Consider the following 18,779-nt stretch of genomic DNA (forward strand, 5'->3'; position numbering starts at 1 on the left):
CCGATATGCTGATAGCGGATCACGCCCTTGGCATCGATCACGAAGGTCTCGGGCACCCCCGAAGAGCCGATCCCCAGCTGCACCTCGGAAATCGGATCGCTGCCGATCCGGGCATAGGGGTTGCCGTAGCGCGCGAGGAAGCCGGCCACGGCTTCGGGCCGGTCACGGATGGCGATGCCTATAATTTCGGCACCTTGCGCCCTGAGCGCTTCAAGATGCGGAGCCTCGGCAATGCAGGGGGTGCACCAGCTTGCCCAGATATTGAGCAGCTTTGGCTTGCCGGTGAAATCGGCAGTGCTGGCGCCGGGCAGTCCGTCATAGGCCGGGGCAAGCGCGAAGGCGGGCAGGGATTGCCCGATCATCGCGCTTTCGACGAACTGGTCCTTCTCCTGCGTCAGCATATAGCCCGCCAGCCCCGCAAAGAAGGCGAACAGGGCGAGCGGCACCCACAGCAGCAGCTTCGATCGCATCGGCCTATTCCGCAGGCAGCGGGGCGGCGGCGCCCAGGGCTTCGAGGTCGGCGCGGCGCTGGGCGCCCTTGGTGCTGGCCACCCGGCGCTTCAGATCGACCCGTACCCGGCCCGCAATCGCCAGAATGCCGCCGAGCGCAATCAACAGCCCGCCATACCAGATGAAAGTCACGAATGGCTTCCACCAGATGCGGATCTGCCAGCGACCATCTTCGGCCTGCTGCCCGATCACCGCATAAAGCTGCCCATTCCAGCGGGTTAGCAGCGCGCTTTCAGAGGTCGACTGGGGCGGCGTCCAGAAATTGCGCGCCTGGGGGCTGAGGATCACCGGCTCCCCGCCACCCTGCCGCACCGCAAGGCGCGCCTCGATGGCGGTCCAGTTCGGCCCGGCCACCGGCGTCACGCTGTCGAGCGTCACCGCGAAATCGCCGATCTGCTCGGTCCCGCCGGGAGCAACCGCGGCAAGGCGCTCTTCGGAAAAAGCACCCTCGCACGCCATCCCGAACAGCGACACGGCGACACCGAAATGCGCAATGACCATGCCCCAGGTCGACAACGGCATGCGCATGACATTGCGACCACGCAGCGGCAAAAGCGCCGCCACCGCCAGTGCCGCCGCCAGCCCGAGGCCGAGCAGCGGCAGCAGCGGATACTGGCCGAAAAAGCTCACCAGAGCGATCACTCCGATCACCAGCGCCGCGATCAGCGCCAGCTCGAATTGCAGCCGCGCGGGCTTGTCCTGCTTCCAGCGCAGCAGCGGCCCGACCGCCATCACCAGCAGCATCGGCACCGCGAAGATCGACGAGGCCGGATTGAAGTACGGCGGGCCGACGCTGACGCGCACATCGAAAGCCTCGGTCAGCAGCGGGTAGAGCGTGCCCAGCAGCACGATCGCCAGGATCGCCGAGAGCATCACATTGTTGAACACCAGCGCGCCTTCTCGGCTCATCGCGGCGAAGCGCTTGCCCTCGGCCACAGCCCCGGCGCGCAGGGCGAAGATGGTGAAGGCCCCGCCAATATAGAGCCCCAGCAGGCCGAGGATGAACGCCCCGCGTTCAGGATCGACCGCGAAGGCATGGACGCTGGTCAGCACCCCCGATCGCACCAGGAACGTCCCCAGCATCGACATCGAAAACGCCAGCACACCCAGCATGATCGTCCACGTCCTGAGCGCATCGCGCGCCGCCAGCACGCTCACCGAATGCATCAGCGCGGTCGCGGCGAGCCAGGGCATCAGCGAGGCGTTCTCGACCGGATCCCAGAACCACCAGCCGCCCCAGCCCAGTTCGTAGTAAGCCCACCACGAGCCCATGGCGATGCCCACTGTGAGAAACATCCAGGCGGCGAGCGTCCACGGCCTGACCCAGCGCGCCCAGGCGGCATCGACCCTGCCCTCGATCAACGCGGCGACGGCGAAGGCAAAGGCAATGGAGAGCCCGACATAGCCCGCGTAAAGGAACGGCGGGTGGAAGGCGAGGGCCGGGTCCTGCAGGATCGGGTTCAGGCCGTTGCCTTCGATGGGCGGCGGGTCCAGCCTCAGGAACGGGTTCGAGGTGAGCACGATGAACAGCAGGAAGGCGAGCCCGACCGAACCCTGCACCGCCACCACGCGGGCGCGGAGCGCATCCGGCAGGTTGCCGCCGAACAGCGCCACCGCGCTGCCATAGAGCGCCAGGATCAGCACCCACAGCAGCATCGAGCCTTCGTGGTTCCCCCATACGCCGCTGATCTTGTAGATGAACGGCTTGGCGGAATGCGAATTGGCGGCCACGTTCTCGACCGAGAAGTCCGAAATCACATAGGCATGGGTGAGCGCCGCGAAGGCCACGGCGACGAGGCCCAGCTGCAGCACCGCAGCCGAGAGCCCGGCGCGCATCAGCCCGGCATCGCCGCGTTGCGCGCCATAGAGCGGCACCACGAACTGGTAAAGCGCCACGCCCACCGCGAGTATGAGGGCGAAATGCCCGATCTCGGCAATCATTGCTCCGCTCCCTTTCCGAGCTTGACGCCCTTTTCCTTGAGACTCTCCGCAAGCTCGCGCGGCATGTAGTTCTCGTCATGCTTGGCGAGCACCGTATCCGCCACAAAGCTGCCGTCCTCCTGCAGCTTGCCCTCGGTCACCACGCCCTGGCCCTCGCGGAACAGGTCGGGGAGGATGCCGTTGTAGGAGACTGTGATGGCGCCGATCTGGTCGGTAACCACGAATGTGGTGAGGGTGCCGGGCCCCTTGTTGACGCTCCCCTGCTCCACCATGCCGCCGAGCCTGATGCGCTGGCCCGGCTTGACGCCGGTTTCCGCCAGATCGCTGGGCGTGTGGAAGAAGGTGATGGTGCCCGACAGCGCATAGAGCACAAGCCCGGCTGCAAGCCCCAGCACGGCGAGGCCGCCGAGGATGAGCGACAGGCGTTTCTGCTTCCGGGTCATTCGATCTTCATGTCCTTCGCCAGGCTGTCGATCTGGGCCAGCGCGTCCGGGTTGCCGGCGAACTGGTTCCGGGCGCGATCATAAGCCGCCCTGGCCTTGTCCGTCTCGCCAAGAACGACGCGGGCGCGGATCAGCCGCAGCCAGCCGCCGAGATCGTCCGGACTGGCGGCCAGCCGCTCATCGAGGCCTTCAACCATCGAGCGGATCATCGCCTGCTGGTCATCCCCGCTCATGCCGGCGGCGTCTTTCATGGTCTGCGCATCGAGCGCCGGGGGCCTGGCGCTCATGTCCTGGAGTTCGGCCAGCAGCATCTGACGCCATGGCGCATCTTCCGGCGTATCCTTCAGGAAAGCTTCGAAGGCAGCCGTCGCGGCGGCGGCCTTGCCCTCCTGCTTGAGCGCCAGCGCATCATAGAAACGGGCAACCGGCAGCTTGGGGTCAAGCGCCAGCGCCTTGCGGAACTGCTCATGCGCGGCGGCGGGCACCATGCCCTCATTGGCCATCACCATGGACTCGCCATAGGCGGCAAGCGTCGCGGCATCGGGCGGCGACAGGCGCAGGACGTTGCGATAGGCCTCGGCGGCATCATCCCACCGCATCGCCCGGCTGTAGTTGGGGGCAAGCACCTTCCAGCCTTCGAGATCATCCGGGTTCCTGGCGAGATGCTGCTCGACCTTGACGATCAGCGCGTCGAAGTCACCCGCCGCCTCGGCCTGTGCCATGCGCTGGGCCAGCGGCACATCCGGCATCTGCGGGCTGCCCGACTTGAGATAGAGCGGCAGCGCCACCAGCGGCACCAGCCCCGCCAGCGCCAGCGCCGCCCAGGGCGCGGCGCGGCCAACGCCGGGCTTGCCGGGGTCAGTGCCGGAGACCGCAATCAGGCGGCGGGAAATTTCGTTGCGGGCGGCCTCGGCTTCGGCCGGGCCGATCATGCCGCGCGCCACGTCACGCTCAAGCTCGGAAAGCTGGTCACGGAACACCGCGCGGTCATAGGCATTGCGGTCAGCGACCGAAGCCCTGGCCCCCCACCGCACCACCGGGAGCAGGAGCGCCGCTATCACCGCCGCGGTCATTAGCCCGAAAACAATCCAAACCATGATGTTCCATGAGATATTCCGTTAGGCGGTATTAAGGCAATTCATCCCGGATGGCCAATTCCCGGTCGCTTTGTCGCATGGCGGGCTCCGGGTGTCGGAAATCCCTTGGAGGCGTCAAGCGGCTTTTGTTACAAGCCGGATCAGTTGCAAGGACGCGATCCCGATGAAGCCTCGCTATTCCGTGTTTTCGCTCGCGCGAAACGCCATGAACTATCACAAGGACTGGGAGCGCGCCTGGCGCTCGCCCAATCCCAAGGCGGAGTACGACGCCGTGATCGTCGGCGCCGGCGGCCATGGCCTGGCCACCGCCTATTACCTTGCCAAGAACCACAAGATGACCAACATCGCGGTGGTGGAAAAGGGCTGGCTGGGCGGCGGCAATACCGGGCGCAACACCACCATCATCCGCTCCAACTACCTGCAGGACCCGTCGATCGCCATCTATGAGCTGTCGCGCTCGCTCTACGAGGACCTGTCGCAGGACCTCAACTACAACATGATGTTCAGCCCGCGTGGCGTGCTGATGCTGTGCCAGACGCAGCACGAGTTCCGCGCCTTCCAGCGCACCGCCCATGCCAACCGCCTGGCCGGGCTGGACTGCCGCATGGTGACGCCCGCCGAGGTGAAGGAGATCGTACCGATCATCAACGACGATCCCAATTGCCGCTACCCGATTCTCGGCGCCTACTACCAGCCGCGCGGCGGCACCGGCCGCCATGACGCGGTGGCCTGGGGCTATGCCCGCGGCGCTGACTCGATGGGCGTCGATGTGATCCAGAACTGCGAGGTCACCGGCATCCTGCGCGACGGCAACCAGGTGACCGGCCTCGAAACGACGCGCGGCACGATCAAGACGCGGAAGATCGGCGTCGTCACCGCCGGCCATGTGACCACGGTCATGGACATGGCGGGCGTGCGCATGCCGATCGAGAGCCAGTGCCTGCAGGCGCTGGTCTCCGAGCCGATCAAGCCGGTGATCGACTGCGTGGTGATGGCCAACACCGTGCACGGCTACATGAGCCAGTCGGACAAGGGCGAGCTGGTGATCGGCGGCGGCACCGACCCCTATAACAATTATTCGCAGCGCGGCTCCTTCCCGGCGCTGGAACACACGGTGGCGGCCCTCGTCGAGACCTTCCCGATCATCTCCAGGCTGCGCATGCTGAGGCTGTGGGGCGGCATCGTGGACATGACGGGAGACCGCTCGCCCATTATCTCCAAGACGCCGGTCGACGGGCTCTACGTCAACTGCGGCTGGGGCACCGGCGGGTTCAAAGCCATTCCCGGCTCGGGCTGGGTGTTCGCCGACACCATCGCCAATGACCGCCCACACCCGATCGCGGCGCCCTTTGGCCTCAACCGCTTCGAGGAAGGCCGCCTGATCGACGAAAGCGTCGCGGCGGCGGTGGCTCACTAGGAGTGACACAGAGATGCTAGTCGTCAAATGCCCGGTCTGCGGCGCCGAAGGTGACGAGACCGACTTCCATGCCGGCGGCCAGGCGCATATCCGCCGCCCGGCCAGCCATGACCCGGCCCATGTCAGCGATGCCGAGCAGCGCGACTATCTGTTTATCCGCATCAATCCCAAGGGCCTGCATTTCGAGCGCTGGCGCTGTGACCGCGGCTGCGGCAAGTGGTTCCACGCGGCGCGCGACACGGTGACGATGGAGTTCAAGGCCTTCTACGGCATTTCCGAACTGCCGCCCGCCGAGGTGATCGCCCAGGCCAAAGGCCAGTGGGCGGCGTATTTCGCGAAAAGGCTCGCGGCGGAGGGCAAGTCATGAGCAAGCCCTATCGCCTGGCCGCCGGCGGGCGCTATGTCGACCGCGGCAAGAAGATCTCCTTCTCTTTCGATGGCAAGACGCTGCCCGCCTTCCAGGGCGACACGGTCGCCTCCGCCGTCATGGCATCCGGGCAGCGGGTGTTCGGCCGCAGCTTCAAATATCACCGCCCGCGCGGCGTGGTGGGGCTTGGTGCGGAGGAAATGAACGCGCTGATCGGGGTGGGCGAAGGAGCCCGCCACGAGCCCAACCTGCGCGCCACCCAGATCGAACTCTACAACGGCCTGAGCGCCGTGTCGCAGAACCGCTGGCCGTCGCTCAATTTCGATGTCGGCGCCATCAACAACTCGCTGTCGCGCTTCTTCCCCGGCGGCTTCTACTACAAGACCTTCATGTGGCCGGCGTCGTTCTGGAAACACGTCTATGAACCGTTCATCCGCCGCGCCGCCGGCCTCGGCAAGGCCGCTGATGGCCGCGATCCGGACAGCTATGAGCAGATCCACGTCCATTGCGACGTGCTGGTGATCGGCGCCGGGGTCGCGGGCCTCGCTGCCGCCGAGGCCGCGGCGGCGGCGGGCGCCAGGGTGATCATCGCCGACGAGAACCCGCGCTTCGGCGGCATTGCCGATATCTCGGGCGGCAGCATCGACGGCCAGGCGCAGGCCGAATGGGCGGCATCCAGGGCAGCGAAACTCGCGGGCGCGGAGAATGTCCATGTGCTGCCGCGCACCACCGTGGTCGGCCACTGGCATCATAATTTCGTGATGCTGTTCGAACGCCTTGGCGACCATGACCCAGCGCTTTGCGCAAGCGGCACGCCGCGCCACCGGCTGTGGAAGGTGCGCGCGCATCAGGTGATCCTGGCCTCTGGCGCCATCGAGCGGCCGATCGCCTTTGCCAACAATGACCGGCCGGGCGTGATGCTGGCTTCAGCCGCGCGCGGACTCGTGGAGCGCTACGGCGTGGCCCCCGGGGCCTCCGGCGTGGTGTTCACCAACAATGACGATGCCTATCAGACGGCGCTGGTGCTGAAGACCGCGGGCGTTGGCGTGCGGGTGGTCGATTCCCGGGCGCGGGCCGAGGGGCCGCTTGCCGCCAAGGCGCGCGAGGCCGGCATCGCCGTCGATACCGGCTCGGTGATTTCCGCCGTCAACACGGGCTGGGGCGGCCTCGAGATCACCGATGTCAAGGTTGCGTCCTACCGCAAGGGCCAGGGCCGGGTCATCAAGGAGGCGCGCGTCACCTGCGATTTCGTCGCCATGTCCGGCGGCTGGAACCCGGCGCTGCATCTGTGGTGCCACAATGGCGGCAAGATCCGCTTCGACGACGCGCTGCAATCCTTCCGCCCTGACCGCCATGCCGACCGGATCACCGCGGTGGGTGCAGCGAACGGCAGCTTCGCGCTCTCCCAGATCCTGGAAGAGGCCCATGCGGCGGGGTCCAGGCTCGCGGGCGCGGGCAATGTCCACGCCGTACCCGCGGTCAGCGAGGCTGCCCAGCAGCCGCTGGAGCCGATCTGGTTCGCGCCGGCCACCGGCAAGTACAATGAAGGCAACAAGCACTTCATCGACTTCCAGAATGACGTGACGGCGGCCGACCTCGAGCTTGCGCAGCGCGAAGGCTATGAATCGGTGGAGCACACCAAGCGCTACACCACGTTCGGCATGGCCACCGACCAGGGCAAGACGTCGAACATCAACGGGCTTGGCATTCTCTCGGAGGCGACCGGCAAGACCATTCCGGAAATCGGCGTCACCACCTTCCGCCCGCCCTATACGCCGTTCTCCTTCGGGTCCATCGCCGGCACGCTGACCAGGCTATTATTCCTGCCGGTCCGGCGCACGGCCATCTACGATTGGCATGTCGACCAGGGCGCCATCTTCGAGCCGGTGGGCCAGTGGCGGCGCGCCTACACCTATCCCCGCGCCGGCGAGGACAAGCACGCATCGATTGACCGTGAAATCCTCTGTGTACGGAATAAAGTAGGCCTGCTCGATGCCTCCACCCTGGGCAAGATCGAGATCAAGGGGCCGGACGCGGCGGAATTCCTCGACCACATGTACACCAATACGTTCTCGACGCTGAAAGTGGGCAAGTGCCGCTACGGGCTGATGATGAACGAGCTGGGCTTCCTCACCGATGACGGTGTCACGGTGCGCCTCGCCGCGGATCATTTCCTGATGCACACCACCTCGGGCGGCGCCGACCGCATCGCCGCCTGGCTCGAGGAATGGCTGCAGACCGAGTGGACGCATTACCGGGTGTTCGTCACCCCCGTCACCGAGCAGTGGTCGCAGTTCGCCATCGCCGGGCCCAGGGCGCGCGAAGTGCTGCGGAAGCTCGATCCGTCCTTCGATCTTTCAAACGAGGCGCTGCCGCATATGTCCTTCGTGGAAGGCAGGCTGGGGGGCTACCCGGTGCGGGTGTTCCGCATCAGCTTCTCGGGCGAGCTCTCCTATGAGGTGGCGACGCCTTCCAATCACGGCCTGGCGCTGTGGAAGGACATTCTCGCGGCGGGTGCCGAGTTCGGCATCGAGCCCTATGGCACCGAGGCGCTGCATGTGCTGCGCGCCGAGAAGGGCTATATCGTGGTGGGCGATGAAACCGACGGCACCACGACGCCCATCGACGTGGGCCTCGACGGGCTGGTTTCGAAGAAGAAGCCGGATTTCATCGGCAAACGCTCGCTGGAACAGTCCTATCTCAAGGGCCCCAACCGCAAGCAGCTGGTTGGCCTTCTCACCGAGGACCCCAACGAGGTGCTGCCCGACGGCGCCTATGCGGTGCGCCAGGTGAAGGACAAGCCGCCGATGGAGATGATCGGCCAAGTGACCTCGAGCTACCGTTCGCCCACGCTCGGCCGCTCCATCGCCATGGCGCTGATCGAGAACGGCCGCTCGCGCATGGGCGAAACCATCTGCTTCCCGCTGCCGGGCGGCAAGGTCGTCAAGGCCAAGATCACCGATACCGTGTTCTACGACAAGGAAGGGGCCAAGCTGAATGTCTGAGCTCTCTCACCAGACGCCGCTCGCCGGCGTGGAAGCCCCCGCCGGGCTTGCCGTTTCTCTGCGCGAGGTGACAGGCCAGGGCATGATCGACCTGCGCGGCCTTGCCGCGGATGCCGCCTTCATGGCGGGCGCCCGGACTGCGCTGGGCTTCGAACTTCCCGTCAGGCCGCGCACCACGGCCACGGCAGGCGGCGTCACCGCCCTGTGGCTGTCGGTCGACCAGTGGCTGATCCTCTGCCCACGGACCAACACCGCGGATATCCTGGCGCGCCTCGGGGCCGCGCTCACCGGCGTTCATGCGCTGGCGGTCGATGTCTCGGACATGCGCGCGGTGATCCGCATGGAGGGCGGCGGCGCCCGCGAAATCCTGATGAAGGGCACGTCGCTCGATCTTCTGTCCGCCGGGATCGTGCCGGGCTTCTGCAAGCGCATGCGCTTCGCGGAGATCGCGGCACTGCTGCACGTGGTGGATGACAACGTGTTCGACATCTACGTCTTCAGGTCCTACGCGCGCTATGCCTGGGACTTTCTCTGCGCCACCGCGAAGGATCAGGCGCGTGTGAGGCTGTTCGGCCCGCAACCAGCGCCGGTGTGACGGGGTAAGCGTCTCGCTTTGGCAGACCACGCCTGACGGCTCGGGGAGCGGCTCAGATTGCGCCCACGCGGCGGAACCATTCAGCTTCGTCGATCACCTCAACGCCATGCTTCCCGGCGTCCTTCAGCTTCGAGCCGGCGCCCGGCCCCGCAACCAGCAGATCGGTCTTCTTCGATACGCTGCCGGCCACCTTGGCGCCCAGCCTTTCCGCCATGGCTTTCGCTTCCTCGCGCGTCATGCGTTCAAGAGCACCGGTGAACACCACGGTCTTGCCGGACACGGGCGATGACGCGCTGCGGGCTTCGAGGGCAGTCACCGTTACGTGCTTCAGGAGTTCGTCCACGGCCTCGCGGTTGTGCGGCTCGGCGAAGAACTGAACCAGCGCCTCGGCCACAACCTCGCCGATGCCGTCGATGGCGGTGAGTTCATCCCAGGCGTCGCCCGCCATGCCGCCAGCCGCGATCATCCGTTCACGGAAGTGTTCCGCCGTCTCGTAAGCCCGCGCCAGCGCCCGGGCGGTGGTTTCGCCCACATGGCGGATGCCCAGCGCGAAAATGAACCGGTCCAGCGCCACGCTGCGCCTGGCGTCGATGGCGTCAAACAGCTTGCGCACGCTGGCCTCGCCCCAGCCTTCGCGGTCCTTCAGCCGCTTCAGCGACCGCCGGTCGCGCGCTTCCAGCGTGAAAATGTCATGTGGCCACTGGATCAGCTCGTCGGCATAGAGCCCGGCGATGATCTTGTCGCCCAGGCCCTCGATGTCGAAGGCGTTGCGCGAGGCAAAATGCTTGAGCCGTTCAACGCGCTGGGCGGCGCAGATGAGGCCTCCGGTGCAGCGGCGCACCGCATCGAGCTTGCCAGAGGCGCGTTCCTCGCGCACCGCATGCGAATGGCAGACCGGGCATGTCTCCGGGAAGTGGTAGGGGCGGGCATGGGCCGGGCGCTTCTCCGCCACGATGCCGAGGATCTGCGGGATCACGTCGCCAGCCCGCTGCACGATCACCGTATCGCCTTCGCGCACGTCTTTGCGGGCGATCTCGTCTTCATTGTGCAGCGTCGCATTGGTGACGACGACGCCACCCACCGTGACGGGGGTCAGCCGCGCCACCGGCGTCAGCGCCCCGGTGCGTCCGACCTGAATGTCGATCTTCTCGAGAACCGTGCTGGCCTTCTCGGCGGAGAACTTATGCGCCAGGCCCCAGCGCGGGCTGCGTGAGACAAAGCCGAGGCGCTGCTGCCAGTCGAGCCGGTTCACCTTGTAGACGACGCCATCGATGTCATAGCCCAGCGCGGCGCGCTGGCTCTCGATCAGGCGATAATGGGCCAGCAGATCATCGACCGCGCGGCAGAGCTTCATCAGCGGATTGGTGGGGAGCCCCCAGGAGGCGAAGGCCTCGATCACCCCCATCTGGGTGTCCGCCGGAAGCTCCGGCGCCTCGCCCCAGGCATAGGCAAAGAACTTGAGCGGCCGCGCCGCGGTGACCGCCGGATCGAGCTGACGAAGCGAGCCCGCCGCGGCATTGCGCGGATTAGCGAAACTCTTGGCCCCGGCCTCCGCCTGCCGCGCATTCAGCGCTGCGAAGTCGTCCTGCGACATATAGATTTCACCGCGCACCTCGATCAGCCCGGGGGCGGATTTTGGCAGCCGCTTCGGAACGCCGGCGATGGTCATCACATTGGCGGTGACATTCTCGCCCTCATAGCCGTCCCCGCGGGTGGCCGCCTGGACCAGGGCGCGGTCTTCGTAGCGGAGCGAGATCGACAGACCGTCGATCTTGGGTTCGGCGGTCATCGCCACGGCTTCGTTTTCGTCAAGATCGAGGAAGCGGCGGATACGGGCCACGAAATCACGCACATCCTCGTCGCTGAAGCCGTTGGCGAGCGACAGCATGGGCACCGCATGGCGGACCTTGGCGAATTTCTCCGCCGCCCCGGCGCCCACCTTCCGCGAAGGCGAATCCGCCCGCACCAGATCGGGAAAGCGCTGTTCGATCGCTTCGTTGCGCTGGCGCAGCGCGTCATAGGCGGCATCCGGGATGAGCGGCGCGTCCTGCTCGAAGTAAGCGCGGTCATGGCGGGCGATTTCGCGCGCCAGATGCGCGAGTTCGGCGGCGGCTTCGAGCGCGCTCAACTCCTCCACCGGCACCGGCGGCTTGGCGGCCATTGCCTACCCCCGGCCCCGCAGCAGCTCATCGGCCTGGGCGCGGGCCGCTTCGGTGACGGTGGCGCCGGACAGCATGCGCGCCACCTCCTCGCGGCGGCTTTGCGCCGACAAGGGTTGCACACGCGTCACCATGCGCTTGCCCGCCACCTCTTCCATCTTCGAGATCAGCATGTGTTGTGCGGCGCGGGCCGCGACCTGCGGGCTGTGGGTGACGGCGAGAACCTGCAGGCTCCCGGCAAGCCGCGTGAGCCTGGCCCCGATCGCATCGGCCACCGCGCCACCCACGCCGGTGTCGATCTCATCGAAGATCAGCGTCGGCGCCGAGCCCTTGGCGGCGAGGATCACCTTGAGCGCCAGCATGAAACGCGCCAGTTCGCCGCCAGAGGCCACTTTCATCAGCGGCGACAGCGGCGTTCCCGGATTGGCGGCCACCATGAATTCGACGCGGTCGATGCCATGGGCGGCGGGCTTGCCGGCATCGGTGTCAATCGCCGTGGCGAAGCGGGCGCGCTCAAGCTTCAGCGGCGGCAGTTCCGCCATCACCGCCTTGTCGAGGGCCCTGGCGGTCTTGCGGCGCTTGTTCGAGAGTTTCTCGGCAGCCGCGTCATAGGCCTCGCGCGCCACCCGATGCGCCTGTTCAAGGGCGGCCAAACGGCCCGCGCCATCCGACAGCGCCTGCAGGTCACGTTCGATGCGGGCGCGCACATCGGCCAGCGTATCGACGCTGCTCTTGAACTTGCGCGCGGCGGCGCGCAGCGCGAACAGGCGTTCCTCGGATTTCTCAAGGTCCCTGGGATCAAACTGGAAGGCGCGGCGGGCCTCGGCAATGGCGCGCTCGCTTTCGGCGATTTCGGCCAGCACCCGGTCAAGCGCGGCACACACCCGGTCGAGCCTGCCGCCAGCACCCTCACGCCGGCGCTCGAGCTTGCGCAGCGCCGCATTGAGCCGCGCCACCGCGGTGCCATCGCCGGCGAGCGCGTCCTCGGCCTCGCTCAGCGCGCCGGCGAATTGCTCCGCCGACATCATCATCTGGCGCGACTCCGCAAGCTTCTCCTCCTCGCCAGGCAACGGATCGAGCGCGCGGAGTTCCGCCGCGGCATGCTCAAGATAGTCGCGCTCGGCTTCGGCGCGCGCCATCAGGCTGCGGTGCGCCGCCAGTTCTTCGTCCGCGGCCGCCACCCTTGACCAAAGCTGGGCAACCTCGCGGGCCTCCGCCTCGAAGCCGCCGAAGGCATCCAGCAACTGGCGGTGGGCGGCGACATCGACCAGCGCGCGGTCGGCATGCTGGCCGTGAATCTCGGCGAGCGCCACCGCCAGCTGGCGCAGCAGATTGAGGCTCACCGGCTGGTCGTTGACCGAAGCGCGGCTGGGCCCCTCAGCGGTCTGAATGCGGCGGATCACCAGCTCGCCCTCGGCGTCGATCCCCTGCTCTTTGAGCAGCGCCAGGGCCGGATGGCCAGGCGCCAGCGCGAAGGCCGCCGTCACCACGCCACGCGCCGCGCCCGCCCTCACCAGGGCGGAATCGCCGCGGGCGCCAAGGGCGAGGCCCAGCGCGTCGAGCAGGATCGACTTGCCAGCGCCAGTCTCGCCGGTCAGCACGGTGAGGCCCTGGTCGAGCGCAATGTCGAGCTTCTCGATCAGCACGATGTCGCGGATGGATAGCGCGGTCAGCATGCCGCGAGTTTATAGCGGATTCGGGCGTCGAGGCGAGAGCCCGCCGCTACAGCGGATTGATGGTGTCGAAGGCCTTGGAAATCCACGATTGCTGGTTGGCCTCGGGGGCAAGACCGTCGCTCGACACCAGGCGGTAGGCGTCCTGGTACCATTGAGTTTCCGGGTAGTTTGCCCCCAGCACCGCCGCCGCCGTCTGGGCCTCGGAGAGCACGCCCAGGGCCATATAGCCTTCGGTCAGGCGGTAGAGCGCTTCCGGCGTCTGGCTGGTATTGCGATATTCGGTCACCACCCGCTTGAAGCGGTTGATGCCGGCGAGATAGGCCCCCTCGCGGTAATAATAACGGCCAACTTCCATTTCCTTGCCGGCAAGATGGTCGCGCGCCACGATCACCTTCTTCTCGGCGTCGGCGGCATAGGCCGTGCCGGGGAAGCGCTGCGCCACTTCCTCCAGCGCGGCAAGGGCTTTGAGCGTCGCCGACTGGTCGCGCCTGGTGTCGCTGATCTGATTATACTGGCAGATGGCGATCAGATAATAAGCATAGCCGACGTCGCGGTGGCCGGGATGAAGGGTGATGAAACGGTTGGCGGCATTGATCGAGTCATCCCATTTGCCCGCTTTGTAATTGGCATAGGCCTGCATCAGGATCGATTGCGTGGCGTAATTGGAATAAGGGAACTTGCGCTCAACCTCAGCGAATTGCTTGATCGCCGTTTTGGTGGAACCGCCGTTGAGCGAGGACAGCGCCTCGTTATAGGCCTTGGCGACTTCGGCATTGTCCCTGGCGGCCATCAAGTCCGGCGTCACATCCGCCGACAGCGCCGCCGAGGCCGAGTCAGACGCGCCGTTGTCATCACCCCACAGGCCATCGATCAGGCCCGAGGAACAGCCGCCGAGCAGCCCCACCAGGCTTGCGGCCGTCACCATCCGCGCGAAGGTCAATCTCAGTTGCAACCGTCACCCCACCGCAAAAGCCAGGCGGCTCATCCGCTGCCGGGCCAACGCATTAACCACCCTTATAGAAGCCGCAAACCCGGCGGAAGTGTGACCGCCGGGCTCGCAGGATTTCACTGTTATGTCAGTTAGTTAGATTGGCGGCGCAAGAAGGCCGGAATCTCCAGCTGATCATCGTCGAGGTTGAGTTCCGCCTGTTGCGGCGCCGCCTGAGGGCGCGGCGCCGGCGCGGCGGGGCGGGTGGCGGGCGGCGCAGATGCCGCCGGCTGCGCCGTCATCGCCGGTTCGCGCGGCGCTGGGGCCGGAGGCGGTGCATCTTCCATGCGGCCGAGGCCAACGCTGGCGCGGCGCTGGAACAGCCCCGGCTTCTTCTTTTCCGCGTGATCGGCAATCGATTCAATGCGGCTCTGCTGGGCCTCGATCTGCCGCTTCACCTGCGGCGGGAACTCTTCGATGGGCGGCATGCGCACCGGGCGCGGCGCGGGCTGCGCCGGACGCTCGGCCGCGGCCGGAACCACGGCAGGCGCCGCCTCGGCCACCGGAGCAGGCTCGGCTGCGGGGCGCGGGGCCGGCGGCAGCGATGCGGGCGCCGGGCGGGCCGCCATTGGCGCGGGCTGCACGGCAGGGCGCGGGGTGGCCGGTTGCTTGCCGGTCCAGCCGAACACCGAGGGCTTATCGGCAATCTCTTCGGGCGCTTCGGCGGGCTTGCCGCCCTTGAGCGTTTCGGCGGCGAGGCCGGTCGCCACCACCGACACGCGCATCATGCCTTCGAGCGACTCGTCGAAAGTGGCGCCGAGGATGATGTTGGCTTCCGGGTCCACCTCCTCGCGGATGCGGGTCGCGGCCTCATCGACTTCATACAGGGTCAGGTCAGGTCCGCCGGTGATCGAGATCAGGAGGCCACGGGCGCCGCGCATCGACACGTCGTCGAGCAGCGGGTTGGAGATCGCGGCTTCAGCGGCCTCGATGGCGCGCTTCTCGCCGGAGGCCTCGCCGGTGCCCATCATGGCGCGGCCCATCTCGCTCATGATGGCGCGCACGTCGGCGAAATCGAGGTTGATCAGGCCTTCCTTGGTCATCAGCTCGGTGATCGAGGCAACGCCGGAATAGAGCACCTGGTCGGCCATGGCGAAGGCGGCGGCGAAGGTGGTCTTCTCATTGGCGACGCGGAACAGGTTCTGGTTCGGAATGACGATCAGCGTGTCGACATGCTTGGCCAGCTGCTCGATGCCGCGCTCGGCGGTCTGCTGGCGGCGGATGCCCTCGAACTGGAACGGCTTGGTGACCACGCCCACGGTCAGGATGCCCTGCTCCTTGGCCGCCCGGGCGATGACTGGCGCCGCACCTGTGCCGGTGCCACCGCCCATGCCGGCGGTGATGAAGGCCATGTGCGAGCCGGCGAGATGGTCGAGGATTTCGGGCAACGCCTCCTCGGCGGCGGCAGCGCCGATCTGCGGCTGAGACCCGGCGCCCAGCCCCTGTGTCAGGGCGGTACCCATTTGAATGCGGCGTTGCGCGGCGTTCTGCATCAGCGCCTGCGCGTCGGTGTTGGCGACGACGAACTCGACCCCGTCGAGCCGGCTCTCGATCATATTGTTGACGGCGTTGCCCCCGGCGCCGCCCACGCCAAACACCGTGATGCGGGGTTTAAGGTCAGAAAGAGAGGGAACGGTAAGGTTGATGGTCATGGTGATTGGCGCCCAGAATTGATTTGCCGGAAACCATATTTCTTACCAATTCCCTAACCAATGGTTAACGAACGCTAACCATACGGGGCCAGACGAATCAAAATGCGCCGGTCCGGCCAATCCGGTTAAGCTTCGCTTCAGCCTCAGGCCCGCCGCCCGGTCTGGCGGTGGGTTTCCGCTGTCCTCATGGCCAGAACCTTGTCCACCCGCCGGCCATCGAGGTCGACGACCTCGAAGCGCCAGTTGCCGAGCTTCACCGCCTGGCCCAGCGAGGGCAGATGCTTGAAAGCGTCGATCACCAGCCCCGCCACCGTCTCGTAGCGGCGCTTGGGCGGCAGCGCAAAGCCGATGAGCTCCGCCATCTCGTCCACCGCCATGTCGCCGGGGAGCAGCCAGGAGCCCTCATCGCGCTGCACCGCCCTGGTCTCGCCCTCGCCCACCGGCTCCAGGCTGCCGGCAATCGCGCTCAGCAGGTCGGCGGCGGTGACGATGCCCAGCGTACGGCCATATTCATCCTGCACGAAGGCCATGTGGATGGAGGAGCCACGGAACAGCTCCATGGCCTCCAGGGCCGGCATGGATTCCGGGATCACCGGCACCGTCTGCACGAGGCCGGCGATCTCCAGCTTGCGGCGGGACAGCAGCACATCCGCCACATCCTTGACGACCAGGATGCCGACCACCTCCTCGGGATTGACGCCATGCACCGGAATGCGCGAATGCGGCGTGGCCAGAATCTTCTTGCGGATGTCGGCGGGCTCGTCGTCGAGGCCAACCATGTCGATATCGGTCATCGGGGTCATCAGGGCGCGCACTGGCCGGTCGCCCAGCCGCATGACCCCGGCGATCATATCGCGCTCGCCGCTTTCGATGACGCCGGCGGATTCAGCCTCGGCGATCAGCGTTTTGATCTCCTCGTCGGTGACCATCGCCTCGCCCGCGCGCTTGAGGCCCAGAAGCCGGATCAGCGCCCGGCCGGACCCGTCGAGCAGCCACACGAAGGGGGCGGCCACCCGCGACAGCAGGTCCATGGGATAGGCGACGCGGCAGGCGATGGCCTCCGGGTTGCGGAGCGCCAGCTGTTTCGGCACCAGTTCGCCGATGATCACCGAGACATAGGTGATGGCCGCCACCACGATCACATAGCCGAGCGGCCCGGCATAGTCCGGCCGCAGCCCGGCGGCTTCCAGCCAGCCCGCCATCCGCCCGCCCAGCGCCACGCCGGAAAAAGCGCCGGCCACGATGCCGACCAGCGTGATCCCCACCTGAACGGTGGAGAGGAAGCGGCCGGGGTTCTCCGCAAGGTGAAGCGCCGTGTGGGCGCCGGCCACGCCACGGTCGCGCATGGCGCGGAGCCGGCCCATCCGGGAAGAGACGATAGCCAGTTCCGACATGGCGAGCAGGCCGTTCAAAGCCACCAGCGCCAGCACCAGCAGAAGTTCGAGGGTCAGCATGGAGGCCGCGCATATAGCGCCAGTGGGCTTAAGGTGCAAATCGAGAGGCAGCTCGCCAGGTTACAAGGATGCCGGGGCCGAGCCAGCCCTTACCGGCCAAGAGAGTTGTGATCCGCGGAACTCAGCCCTTGAGGTGCCGGTCAAACCACTGCTGGGCGAGGGCGACCTGCTGCTTGAGGCCTTCGCCCGTGTCGAGGCCGATATGGTCAAAGCCCGGAAGGGCGACGAATTGCTTGGGTTCGGCGGCCCTGTCGAAGAGCTCCCTCGCAAGCGCGGGCTTCGCGACGTCGTCCTCCTCGCCGTGAACGAACAGAATGGGTCTTGGCGCCACGAGAGACATCACGCTGCCCGGCAGGGACCTCATCATCGCGTCAGCACTTTCCAGCGAGAGCATGGGGACCGGCGCGTGGCCAGCAGCCTCCGGCAGGGACTCGCTTTCGTCCGCCGAGCCAAGGCGGCGATACCGCGCCCAGAAAGAATCCGGAAACCTGATGATATGGGTGAGAGGCACCAGCGCCGATTTCCCCGTCACGGCGCGCTTCGATCTGTCAGCCTCGATCTCCTCGCGGAGGAGTTCCCATTCGCGCGGATCCATCAGCGACGCGAGGAAGGCAGGTCCGTCGCCAGGCCCGGAGACAACGGCCAGGCACCTGACGCGCCTGTCATAAGCGGCGGCATGGATTGCCACCGGGCCGCCGTAGCTGATGCTGTAGAGGCCGATCCGGCCGCTATCCACAAACGGCAGCTGGGCGACATAGGCGATGGCGCTCAGCGCATCCTCGACGCGTTCGGACGGAAACACATAGGGCCGCGCGCGCCGGTCCTGGCTCTCGCCACAGCCGCAGTAATCGAAGGCGAGGGTTACATAACCGGCCGCCGCAAAGCTGCTGGCCACGTCGGGGAGAACCTTGTGTTTCTCGCCTGAGAGCCCCTGGCAGAGCACGATGGCGGGCGCTTTCAGCCGTCCGTCCGGCTCTCCGTTCATGTAGAGATCACCGGCGACCCTGACACCGTCGCCGCTGAAAAAGGCCACGCTTCTCACATTCACGCTCATGCCGCACCCGCTGCCTGAAAGCGCGTTCTCATGGATCGGGGTTGCTGTCCAGCGGGAATGCGAGGGCCGCAGGGAGAGGGGGAAGAAACGCCCAACCGCCCCCTATTGCGGGCATACCGTCTGCGGCGCCTGGCAGGTGGGGCAGAGCTCATTGCCCGGCAGCTCGCCGTCATTCAGAAGTGCCGCCAGCCATGCCGTGAAGGCCATGCCGCCGGACTGTTCGGAGAAGAACAGCGGCGCGCGCAGGATGGTGTGCGTCTTGCCCTCCGCCACATAAGAGCGGAAGTTGGGCGAGGCCTGGCGGGCGGCCAGCTCGCTCGACATCTTGTTCGTCCAGGCCTCGCCCAACTTCCGCTCTTATGTGGCGGAGGGCAAGACGCACACCATCCTGCGCGCGCCGCTGTTCTTCTCCGAACAGTCC

At 66.7% G+C, this 18,779-nt stretch carries 15 protein-coding genes; 4 read left to right on the forward strand and 11 right to left on the reverse strand.

Going from position 1 to position 18,779, the window contains the following annotated elements; genetic code table 11:
- The 4 genes from ACKOED_RS16905 to ccmI all read right to left on the reverse strand — a co-directional run.
- On the reverse strand, positions 1-470 hold a 470-nt coding region (locus tag ACKOED_RS16905; protein ID WP_408917797.1), incomplete at its 3' end, for a DsbE family thiol:disulfide interchange protein.
- A 4-nt stretch (positions 471-474) separates the two neighbouring features.
- Positions 475-2,451: a heme lyase CcmF/NrfE family subunit gene (locus tag ACKOED_RS16910; RefSeq protein ID WP_408917798.1), complete on the reverse strand. Its 1,977-nt coding sequence runs from the start codon at positions 2,449-2,451 to the stop codon at positions 475-477.
- On the reverse strand, positions 2,448-2,894 hold the full coding sequence (gene ccmE / locus ACKOED_RS16915; protein WP_408917799.1) for a cytochrome c maturation protein CcmE: 447 nt from the start codon (positions 2,892-2,894) through the stop codon (positions 2,448-2,450). The genes ACKOED_RS16910 and ccmE overlap by 4 nt, the downstream gene beginning before the upstream one ends.
- Positions 2,891-3,991, reverse strand: coding sequence for a c-type cytochrome biogenesis protein CcmI (ccmI, locus tag ACKOED_RS16920; RefSeq protein WP_408917800.1), 1,101 nt, complete (start codon positions 3,989-3,991; stop codon positions 2,891-2,893). Before ccmI ends, ccmE begins: the two co-directional genes overlap by 4 nt.
- Positions 3,992-4,154: 163 nt before the next feature.
- Here ccmI and ACKOED_RS16925 point away from each other — a divergent pair, with 163 nt between their 5' ends.
- Genes ACKOED_RS16925 through ACKOED_RS16940 form a run of 4 tightly spaced genes read left to right on the forward strand, consistent with a single transcriptional unit; the run spans position 4,155 to position 9,375 of the window.
- Positions 4,155-5,408, forward strand: a complete 1,254-nt coding sequence (locus ACKOED_RS16925) for a sarcosine oxidase subunit beta family protein (protein WP_408917801.1) — start codon at positions 4,155-4,157, stop codon at positions 5,406-5,408.
- 13 nt (positions 5,409-5,421) lie between these two features.
- Positions 5,422-5,775 carry a sarcosine oxidase subunit delta gene (locus ACKOED_RS16930; RefSeq protein ID WP_408917802.1) on the forward strand — a complete coding sequence of 118 codons (354 nt, stop codon included), beginning with the start codon at positions 5,422-5,424 and terminating at the stop codon, positions 5,773-5,775.
- Complete coding sequence (locus ACKOED_RS16935) at positions 5,772-8,780, forward strand: sarcosine oxidase subunit alpha family protein (RefSeq protein WP_408917803.1); 3,009 nt, start codon at positions 5,772-5,774, stop codon at positions 8,778-8,780. The genes ACKOED_RS16930 and ACKOED_RS16935 overlap by 4 nt, the downstream gene beginning before the upstream one ends.
- A complete protein-coding gene (locus ACKOED_RS16940) occupies positions 8,773-9,375 on the forward strand; it encodes a sarcosine oxidase subunit gamma (RefSeq protein ID WP_408917804.1) in 603 nt (200 codons plus the stop codon). The genes ACKOED_RS16935 and ACKOED_RS16940 overlap by 8 nt, the downstream gene beginning before the upstream one ends.
- A 52-nt stretch (positions 9,376-9,427) precedes the next feature.
- Here the strand turns inward: ACKOED_RS16940 and ligA are convergent, their stop codons facing one another.
- From ligA to ACKOED_RS16975, 7 genes are all read right to left on the reverse strand, one after another.
- Complete coding sequence (ligA, locus tag ACKOED_RS16945) at positions 9,428-11,536, reverse strand: NAD-dependent DNA ligase LigA (RefSeq protein WP_408917805.1); 2,109 nt, start codon at positions 11,534-11,536, stop codon at positions 9,428-9,430.
- A gap of 3 nt (positions 11,537-11,539) precedes the next feature.
- The gene (recN, locus tag ACKOED_RS16950; protein ID WP_408917806.1) at positions 11,540-13,210 is read right to left on the reverse strand and encodes a DNA repair protein RecN; all 1,671 of its coding nucleotides are present in this window, start codon (positions 13,208-13,210) and stop codon (positions 11,540-11,542) included.
- A 46-nt stretch (positions 13,211-13,256) separates the two neighbouring features.
- Positions 13,257-14,162, reverse strand: a complete 906-nt coding sequence (locus ACKOED_RS16955; protein WP_408917807.1) for an outer membrane protein assembly factor BamD — start codon at positions 14,160-14,162, stop codon at positions 13,257-13,259.
- A 128-nt stretch (positions 14,163-14,290) separates the two neighbouring features.
- Complete coding sequence (gene ftsZ / locus ACKOED_RS16960; RefSeq protein WP_408917808.1) at positions 14,291-15,850, reverse strand: cell division protein FtsZ; 1,560 nt, start codon at positions 15,848-15,850, stop codon at positions 14,291-14,293.
- A 143-nt stretch (positions 15,851-15,993) separates the two neighbouring features.
- Positions 15,994-17,304 (reverse strand): hemolysin family protein, encoded by a 1,311-nt coding sequence (locus ACKOED_RS16965; protein WP_408917809.1) that lies wholly within the window; start codon positions 17,302-17,304, stop codon positions 15,994-15,996.
- A gap of 121 nt (positions 17,305-17,425) precedes the next feature.
- Positions 17,426-18,358: an alpha/beta hydrolase gene (locus ACKOED_RS16970; protein ID WP_408917810.1), complete on the reverse strand. Its 933-nt coding sequence runs from the start codon at positions 18,356-18,358 to the stop codon at positions 17,426-17,428.
- Between the two features lie 102 nt (positions 18,359-18,460).
- Positions 18,461-18,682, reverse strand: a complete 222-nt coding sequence (locus ACKOED_RS16975; protein WP_408917811.1) for a hypothetical protein — start codon at positions 18,680-18,682, stop codon at positions 18,461-18,463.
- Positions 18,683-18,779: the final 97 nt, after the last annotated feature.

It is taken from the genome of Aestuariivirga sp., from assembly GCF_046093005.1.
In the GTDB taxonomy this organism is placed as follows: domain Bacteria; phylum Pseudomonadota; class Alphaproteobacteria; order Rhizobiales; family Aestuariivirgaceae; genus Aestuariivirga.